The 6,237-nt window shown below is 46.4% G+C and carries 8 protein-coding genes; all 8 read right to left on the reverse strand.

The genetic code is table 11. The features are described 5' to 3' along the window. Positions 1–61 precede the first annotated feature (61 nt). A complete protein-coding gene (locus FGQ86_RS16755; protein ID WP_347562528.1) occupies positions 62–241 on the reverse strand; it encodes a hypothetical protein in 180 nt (59 codons plus the stop codon). A gap of 364 nt (positions 242–605) precedes the next feature. Further along, entirely contained in the window at positions 606–1,535 is a 930-nt protein-coding gene (locus tag FGQ86_RS15845; protein WP_138305111.1) for a hypothetical protein, read from the reverse strand. Between the two features lie 299 nt (positions 1,536–1,834). Next, entirely contained in the window at positions 1,835–3,067 is a 1,233-nt protein-coding gene (locus FGQ86_RS15850; protein WP_138305119.1) for a nucleotide sugar dehydrogenase, read from the reverse strand. Positions 3,068–3,071: 4 nt separating this feature from the next. Continuing rightward, complete coding sequence (locus FGQ86_RS15855; protein ID WP_138305113.1) at positions 3,072–3,644, reverse strand: VanZ family protein; 573 nt, start codon at positions 3,642–3,644, stop codon at positions 3,072–3,074. 5 nt (positions 3,645–3,649) lie between these two features. After that, the gene (locus FGQ86_RS15860; RefSeq protein ID WP_138305122.1) at positions 3,650–4,720 is read right to left on the reverse strand and encodes an NAD-dependent epimerase/dehydratase family protein; all 1,071 of its coding nucleotides are present in this window, start codon (positions 4,718–4,720) and stop codon (positions 3,650–3,652) included. A 161-nt stretch (positions 4,721–4,881) separates the two neighbouring features. Next, complete coding sequence (locus FGQ86_RS15865) at positions 4,882–5,082, reverse strand: hypothetical protein (protein ID WP_138305115.1); 201 nt, start codon at positions 5,080–5,082, stop codon at positions 4,882–4,884. Positions 5,083–5,248: 166 nt separating this feature from the next. Continuing rightward, positions 5,249–5,791, reverse strand: a complete 543-nt coding sequence (locus FGQ86_RS15870) for an N-acetyltransferase (RefSeq protein ID WP_138305117.1) — start codon at positions 5,789–5,791, stop codon at positions 5,249–5,251. Between the two features lies 1 nt (position 5,792). Beyond that, positions 5,793–5,966 (reverse strand): hypothetical protein, encoded by a 174-nt coding sequence (locus FGQ86_RS16305; protein WP_156111848.1) that lies wholly within the window; start codon positions 5,964–5,966, stop codon positions 5,793–5,795. Positions 5,967–6,237 lie beyond the last annotated feature (271 nt).

Here is a 6,237-nt window from a genome sequence, read left to right on the forward strand (position 1 = left end):
GTGATACTCTTTTTTCAACCTGTATAAAATTTTCAAAGTTCATTAATTTCTGCTTGACTTTTTATTTGCAGACTTTTATGTTCTCTTTGACTTTTTCATACAAATAATTTTTAATCCCCTTTCGTATCCTGGGCTTACAGCAAGCCAATGTGCATGTTCCGTAAAACGGATTAGGCGCAAACCCCGTGTCGCATTTCATAACATACTCATAAACAATCATCGGCTGTTCCTCCTTGAACATTATCTGCCGTGAATCCGCAAACCTTCAGGAACATATCCCAACTTTTTTAGAGCAGCAGGGGCTTTCTGTAAAAGATAATCCGGATTAAAAAGCTGCTGTTTATAAAAAACAGGTGTCTATCCACAGTACCGCACTATCGAAACAACAAACCAGTCTGTCATAAAATCCGTCCCAAAGAGTTCTGCTCATGCGAAGCTTATGGAAACCTCTGAAAAAGGCATGGCACCAAATCATCTTTTCATGTATAAAGAAATGGGCGAATTCCATAGGCCTTGTACGGTAGATAAAGGCTGGTAAAAACGACTCGCTCTCTTTCTCCTTTATCCTTTATTCTATAAAAATTTTTTCTTTATGCCCATCTCATTCATTTGTCAGTATCAGTCAACCACTCTTCAACCAGAACAGTCTCCTCTCCAATAGCCTGAGCAATCTGTTCCGCTGCCATGCCCATTTTCACAAGATTGAGAGCTATAGTCCGTTTTTCTTCCTGCTTTCCCTCCTGTTTGCCTGTCTGTCTGCCTTCTTCCCAGGCTTCCTCCCGCTCTTGTCTTATATGCCTCGCCTGGTCATACTCATATATGCTCATCCTCTTTGCCTCCGCTCGATATTTCCTTAAAAACTCTTCAAGGATCCCCTCCCGAATACATTCCGTTATCGTGCGCTCCACCGCCTCTTCTATGGGCAGCTCCGCGGCATAGCTTCTTATGCGGGCTGTGTACTTGGCATAGTCCGCCAGGGTCTTACACGCCCTCATAAGCTCCGGATTGTGGCCCACGTTGATATTCAGCATCACCGCCTCCAGCTCCAGCTTATGCTCCTCTTCCTCCACCTCGTACAAGTCGGACAGCCGCAGTATCCGCCTGTCAGGCTGTTTCTCCTCCCCGTTGTAGAAGATGATAGACTGGGGCGGCGGAAGCATTACCTTTTTCCTTCCGTACAGGTTTTCGTTTTTCGTCAGGTCTGCGTAAAGGTCTGCCAGATACAGGAGCATCCGCAGTGGAAGGTTGGGACTGTAGGTAGACTGGTGCTCATACAGGGAGAGCCGGGAGTCGATCACAAAGGACAGGTCATTTTTGATGGCCATGTAGATGGCGTTCTCCAGCGTGTTGACGCTCAGCACCTCAGGATCCTTATACTGTTTTCCGCTTACCGCATTATAGAGTCCCAGCAGCTCTTTCCTGTCGCTGAACAGCATAGTAAAAAGCGAAGATTTGTAGTTCCGGTTTGGAACAGGATACCTCTTCTTTTCCCCGCCCTGCTTCTTCCGGTTCTGCTTCTTTTGTTTTCTGCTCATAGGTACCTCCTTTTTCAAGAATCGCAGGAGGCAGCCTGTAAAGACGAAAACATAATCTCTAAAACATAATTTCCAGGAAACCTCTCTGCTTTGTCGATGGGAATAAAAAGCATTGAGATTTCTTTTAGATCTTCTTATCAGACTTGCAGACACGGCAGACGCCGCAAAAGAAAAAAACTGCCAGAAATATAATGCTTTGTAACTATAGTAGCACATATTCCTGGCAGTTTCCATAAGTTTTTTTCTCTTAATAAAAATTCTTCTGGCCTTTAATCTAATCAGATTATTCGAGAACCTCTCTAATCTCTCCTGAACAAATCTCTTGTGTACACCTTCTCCTCCACATCGTCCAGGCAACTGTCATACCGATTGGCGATGATGGAGTCGCTCATCTCCTTGAACTTCTCCAGGTCGTTGACCACTCTGCTTCCGAAGAAGGTGTTCCCATCCTCCAAAGTGGGCTCGTAAATGATCACCGTGGCTCCCTTTGCCTTCACCCGCTTCATCACTCCCTGTATACTGCTCTGACGGAAGTTGTCGGAATTGCTCTTCATGGTCAGGCGGTACACGCCGATCACCACTTCCTTCTCCTTACTCTCATCGAACTCGCTGTTGGCTCCATATCCTCCTGCCAGCTCCAGCACCCGATCTGCGATAAAATCTTTCCTTGTCCGGTTGGACTCCACAATCGCGGTCATCATATTCTGGGGCACATCTTCATAGTTGGCCAGGAGCTGTTTCGTATCCTTTGGCAGACAGTATCCGCCATAGCCGAAGGAGGGGTTGTTATAGTGAGAACCGATCCTTGGATCCAGGCAGACCCCATCGATGATCTGTCTGGTATTCAGCCCCTTCACCTCCGCATAGGTATCCAGCTCATTAAAATAGGAAACACGCAGTGCCAGATAGGTGTTGGCAAAGAGCTTCACTGCCTCCGCCTCTGTAAATCCCATGATCAGCGTGGGGATGTCCTCTTTAATGGCCCCCTCCTGCAGGAGGGCGGCAAAGGTGTTGGCAGCTTTGACCAGGCGTGCGTTCTCCACATCGGTCCCCACGATAATGCGGCTGGGATACAGGTTGTCGTAGAGCGCTTTCGACTCCCGCAGGAACTCCGGGCTGAAAAGAATATTGTCGCAGTGGTATTTCTCCCGCGCCTGGGCTGTAAAGCCTACCGGGATAGTGGACTTGATGACCATGACCGCATCCGGGTTGCACTGGATGACAAGCCGGATCACAGCCTCCACTGCGCTCGTGTCAAAGAAATTTTTCTTGCTGTCATAGTTGGTAGGCGCAGCGATCACCACAAAATCCGCATCACTGTAGGCCGCCTCCCCGTCCAGAGTAGCTGTCAAATCCAGATCCCTGTGAGCCAGGTATTCCTCTATATACTCATCCTGTATAGGCGACTTTTTTTGATTAATAAGTTCCACCTTCTCCGGTACAATATCCACCGCTGTGACCTGATCGTGCTGTGCCAGGAGCGTGGCGATAGACAGCCCTACATAACCGGTTCCGGCGACCGCGATCTTCATCTTCTCATTTCTGTTTTCCATTTTTACCCATCCTTCCTTTTCCTCGTCTCTTTTCCCACAGCTCAAGCAGGATGTTCCCCAGCAGGCAGCCCGCCATGCAGCCAATGCTGTTGTGCAGGATGTCGTCCCACTCGAAAAATCCTCTTTTGAAGACAAGCTGCATGCACTCAATGGATACAGACATCAACACCCCTGCGAAAAGCCCTTTCTTCCAGCCTGTTTTCCTGTCCATGACAAAGGGCAGCAAAAGGCCCTCCGGAAGGAGCAGGATCATGTTTAAAATGTTTTCCTTCAGCATCTCCCTGCTGTGGCGGACAAACACTTCATACCAGGACCAGAGCGGGACCAGCTTGTACTGGTACCCTGTCACACTTCTGGTAAATACCGTGGAGCCATACACGATCCCCGCAAAAAGCAATAAAAAAAGGCCTGCCACAGCCTGTCTCAATCCAATCTTCTTTTGATAAACCAGCCATGCCAGCACAAGCACTGTGATCACAACGATCACAGAGAAGGCAAGCATTTCCCTCTCCGTCCAGGGCCGGTTGTGAGTTTCTATGATCTGATAAATATCCATTCACATCAGTCCATGTAAAATTCTCTGTACCACTCGGCAAATTTTCTCAGTCCCTCCCGGAGGGGCGTGGACGGCTTAAAGCCAAAATCCCGCTCCAGCGCGCTGGTGTCCGCATAAGTGACCGGCACATCTCCCGGCTGCATGGGCACAAGCTTCTTGTGGGACTCAAAGTCATAGTCCTTGGGCAGGACTCCCGCTCTGATCAGCTCCTGCTGCAGGATATCTACAAAGTCCAGCAGGTTCTCAGGCTGGTTGTTGCCGATATTGTAAATAGCATAGGGCGGGACCGGCAGTCCGTCCTCCCCTGTCGCCTTTTCCGGAGGGGACTGCATCACTCTTTTTACCCCCTCCACAATATCATCCACATAGGTAAAATCCCTCTTGCAGTTTCCATAGTTAAAGAGCTGTATGGTCTCCCCGGCCAGCAGCTTATTGGTAAAGCTGAAGTAGGCCATGTCCGGCCGGCCTGCTGGCCCATATACGGTAAAGAACCGCAGCCCTGTGGAGGGGATGTTATACAGTTTCGCATAGGCGTGCGCCATCAGCTCATTGCTCTTCTTGGTAGCCGCATACAGGGAAACCGGATTGTCCACCTTGTCCTCCGTGCTGTAGGGGATCTTCTTGTTGGAGCCATACACACTGGAAGAGGAGGCATAGACCAGATGCTCCACGCCTGTCTCCCCGCTGTCGTAGGAATGACGGCATGCCTCCAGAATGTTGTAAAATCCGATCAGATTGGACTCAATATAGGCGTCCGGGTTCGTAATGGAATACCGCACGCCCGCCTGGGCCGCCAGGTTGACTACAATAGAGGGCCTGTGCCCTTTAAACACCTTTCCGACCAGCTCTCTGTCTGAAATAGAGCCCTTAATAAAAGTCCATGTGCTCTCCGGATGGGAGGACGCCATGGACCTGATCTGCTCTAATCTGTATTCTTTTATAGAGACATCGTAGTAATCATTCATGTTATCGATGCCTATGATGTGAACCGGCGAGGCGGTCCGCAGAAGCTCCAGGACCAGGTTGGAGCCGATAAAACCGGCTGCGCCGGTGACAAGGATAGTCTTATCCTGCAGTTTAATGCGCATATGCTCTCTCCCTTTCTCTTCTATTCTTTATTGCTATAAAATGATATAAAAAATTTCCTCTTACACGGCCTGCCATGTAAAAGGAAATTTAAGATTTTCAATATAATATTTTTATACCAATTTCGTTCATTTATCAGTATCAGCCAGCCCTACACGTTCCGGGCTCTTTCCACTTCCTCCTCAGTGGCCCCGGTGAGCCGTTTGATCTCTTCCAGGCTGGCGCCGCCCTCCAGCATCCGGCGGACTATGGCCAGCCGCTCCTGTTCCATGCCTTCCTGTTTGCCCTCTTCCCAGGCTTCTTCCCGCTCCTGCCTTATATGCCTCGCCTGATCATATTCATATATACTCATCCTCTTTGCCTCCGCTCAATCTTTGTTGATAGGAATAAAAAGCATCGAGATTTCTTTTAGATCCTTTGATAGATTTTCAGATATGGCTCATGCCGCCAGAAACTGCCAGAAATATATTGCTTTAAGTATATAATAGCATATATTCCAAAAAGTTTCCATAAGCATTTCAATTAAAATCAATACATAAATACATGGGCGTACATTCTGTTTCTGACTCATCAGCAGTAAAATGCATATCTTCCTCTAAGTTTTCAAAACCATTTCTTAAATATAGACTATACCCTTCTTTGGTAGAATTCAATGTAACAAACATAAAGCCAAGATGAGTTCTCCGAATTTCTTCAATCCTGCTCATACAGTCGTCAAGAAGAATATCTGACAAATTAATCTTCAGACCTTTTTCTGTCACCGCCTGTACTAAACCATGATACTTCTCATCCAGCGCAAAGCAATTAATATGTACAGCGCCACCAATTTTCCGAGTTATGCCAGTATCAAACTGTTCAATATATCCCAACCCAAGATTATAGTATCCTATGATTGTCTGATTATCATCAGACAAAAACACATAAGTTTTTCCAAAATTATCATCTAAAGAAATGGAACTTTTCAAGAAACGGTCAAGATAATCATTGCCCGAATGGAAAGATGATGCCAGCTTTTGCAGACTGGCATCATATAGAACAACATTAATTCCTGTATTATTCATACTACCTCTTTGTAATCTTTACTTCAGCCTTTTTTGTAGCTGGATCTACAACAACTGAAAACTTATGGGAGCGAATAAATTCCCTTCTGTCCTTCTCTTCTGGAGACAAGTTCTTTTTAATGCTCAGATTTTTCCTTGTAACAAATGGACGGTTCGAAACACATGCATAATTCATAATATTCCTCCTTCCTTTTGTTTTATTTTAACACTGTCTAATAAAAGCGTAAAGGGAAATGTTGTTCTTTCTTATTCTTTACAATTTAATATTATCTTATATCGTAGATACTATGTTTTCTCACAGGTCTATTTATAAAAATTCAAAATTTCGCTGGCGTCAGATGGATTACCTATTACGTATTACCATTTCCTCCACACCATCTTATCCACCACACCGGTGTAGCTCTGGATGATCTTCACCACCTTGGTGCTCACGTTCTCCTCCACAT

Origin of the sequence: Clostridium sp. BSD2780061688st1 H5, from assembly GCF_005845155.1 — a bacterium.
Taxonomy (GTDB): domain Bacteria; phylum Bacillota; class Clostridia; order Lachnospirales; family Lachnospiraceae; genus Claveliimonas; species Claveliimonas intestinigallinarum.

Coding starts and splice junctions, on each gene's coding strand:
- FGQ86_RS15870 (WP_138305117.1), bottom strand. CDS start 5,791: ATGAATAATACAGGAATTAATGTTGTTCTATATGATGCCAGTCTGCAA.
- FGQ86_RS16755 (WP_347562528.1), bottom strand. CDS start 241: ATGTTCAAGGAGGAACAGCCGATGATTGTTTATGAGTATGTTATGAAA.
- FGQ86_RS15845 (WP_138305111.1), bottom strand. CDS start 1,535: ATGAGCAGAAAACAAAAGAAGCAGAACCGGAAGAAGCAGGGCGGGGAA.
- FGQ86_RS15855 (WP_138305113.1), bottom strand. CDS start 3,644: ATGGATATTTATCAGATCATAGAAACTCACAACCGGCCCTGGACGGAG.
- FGQ86_RS16305 (WP_156111848.1), bottom strand. CDS start 5,966: ATGAATTATGCATGTGTTTCGAACCGTCCATTTGTTACAAGGAAAAAT.
- FGQ86_RS15865 (WP_138305115.1), bottom strand. CDS start 5,082: ATGAGTATATATGAATATGATCAGGCGAGGCATATAAGGCAGGAGCGG.
- FGQ86_RS15850 (WP_138305119.1), bottom strand. CDS start 3,067: ATGAAGATCGCGGTCGCCGGAACCGGTTATGTAGGGCTGTCTATCGCC.